This window comes from Pseudokineococcus marinus, from assembly GCF_013004605.1.
GTDB classification, from domain to species: domain Bacteria; phylum Actinomycetota; class Actinomycetes; order Actinomycetales; family Quadrisphaeraceae; genus Pseudokineococcus; species Pseudokineococcus marinus.
Genome location: NZ_JABEMA010000451.1, coordinates 1 through 1,779 on the forward strand (window position 1 = coordinate 1; position 1,779 = coordinate 1,779).

At 77.8% G+C, this 1,779-nt stretch carries 2 protein-coding genes; one reads left to right on the forward strand and one right to left on the reverse strand.

Annotated features, from left to right (window positions below; genetic code table 11):
* Positions 1–155: 155 nt before the first annotated feature.
* Entirely contained in the window at positions 156–863 is a 708-nt protein-coding gene (locus HLB09_RS16505) for a molybdopterin-dependent oxidoreductase (RefSeq protein WP_212771268.1), read from the forward strand.
* 61 nt (positions 864–924) lie between these two features.
* Here HLB09_RS16505 and HLB09_RS16510 read toward each other — a convergent pair.
* A partial coding sequence (locus HLB09_RS16510; protein ID WP_171204389.1) for a PASTA domain-containing protein occupies positions 925–1,779 on the reverse strand: 855 nt, incomplete at its 5' end.

Genomic DNA, 1,779 nt, shown 5'->3' on the forward strand with positions numbered 1-1,779 from the left:
CTGGGCCCGCGGGTGCTGCGGCTGGTCACCCACCTCGACGTCGACGACGACGGGGCCCGCCGGGCGGCCGAGGTGCTGCACGAGCTGCTGGCCGGCCTGCCCGACGGCGGCGGCCCGCCCGGGGCCTCCGACGAGCCGCGGGGGCACCGGCAGCCGTGAGCCGGGGCACGGGGGAGCCGCCGGAGGAGGGCCGGACCGGGGCGGGGCGCCCGGAGGACCAGCCGGGCCCCCTCGTCGGCGCGTCGGGAGCGCCGCTCACGGCCTACGTGGCGCCGCGGACGCTGCCGCCGGGGCAGCAGGCGCTGCCCGACCTGCCGGTCATGCACTACGGGCGGGTGCCCCGCTTCCGCCCCGAGCGGTGGAGCCTCGTCGTCGAGGGCGCCACGCGCGACGGGGAGCGTCACCAACTCGACTACGAGGAGTTCGGCGGGCTGCCCCGGGCGCGCGTGCGCTCGGACCTGCACTGCGCCGCGCGGTGGAGCGTCCTCGACAACGAGTGGGAGGGCGTGCCGGCGCGCGAGCTCGTCGAGCGCCACCCGCCGGCGGACGACGTCGTCGCCGCCCTCGTCTACGCCGAGTACGGCTACTCGGCCACGGTGCGCATCGAGGACCTCACCTCGCCGCGGACCCTGCTGGCCACCCACCGGGGCGGGCAGCCGCTGACGCCCGAGCACGGGTTCCCGGTGCGCCTCGTGCTGCCGCACCTGTACTCGTGGAAGGGCCCGAAGTGGTTCCGCGGCTGGGAGTACCTCACCGAGGTCAAGCGGGGCTTCTGGGAGGAGCGCGGCTACCACGCCGTCGGCGACTGCTGGCGCCAGGAGCGCTACGCCTACCAGGAGGACGAGGCCCCCGGCCGCGGCTGACCCGTCCGGCCGTCGGAGCCCGCCCCGTCGTCAGGGCACGTTACCTCCCGGGGACGGTTCCTCAGACGACGGTGAGGGTGATCGTCGTGCCCGGCCGGGCGCGCGTGCCGCCCTCGACGCTCTGGTCGCGCACCGTCCCGAAGAAGCCGCCGAGGACCCGCTCCTCCTCGACGACGAAGCCGGCGGCCTCGAGCTCCTCACGGGCCGGCTCGAGCTGCTGCCCGACGACGTCGGGGACGTCCACGAGCTCGGGCCCGAGGGAGACGACGAGGGAGACAGGGTCGCCGGCGAAGAGGGTCCCGTCCGCGGGGTCCTGCCGGACGACGTCGCCCTCGGGCACGACGTCGCTGTTCTCCTCCGCGACGGAGGCCTCGAGCCCGGCGCCGTCGAGGGCGGCGAGGGCGTCCTCGCGGGTGCTGCCGACGAGGTCGGGGACGTCGATCGGCTGCCGGCCCTGCGAGGGCACGACGGTGACCTGCTCGCCGCGGCGCAGCTCGACACCGGCGGCGGGGTCCTGGCGGACGACGGCGCCCTCGGGCACCTGCTCGTCGTAGACGGGCTCGGCCTCGGTGAGCCCCAGCCCGGCGTCCCGCGCGTCGGAGCGGGCGGTGGCGAGGTCGTCGCCGACGAGCGCCGGGACGGCGACGAGCTCGGGGCCCCGCGAGACGAAGAGCCGGACGGCGCCGCCGGGGCGCACGTCCTCACCGGGGCCCGGGCTGGTCGTGATGACGGACCCCTCGGGGACCTCGTCGTCGAAGCGCTCGGAGACGACGGCGACGAGCCCCGCGTCCGCCAGGGCGCCCTCGGCGGCGGACTGCTCGAGGCCGGCGACGGCGGGCGCGGGCACGGCAGCGCCCGGGCCGAGCAGCGCCCACCACGCCCCGACGGCCAGGGCGGCGGCGACGAGGACGGCCAG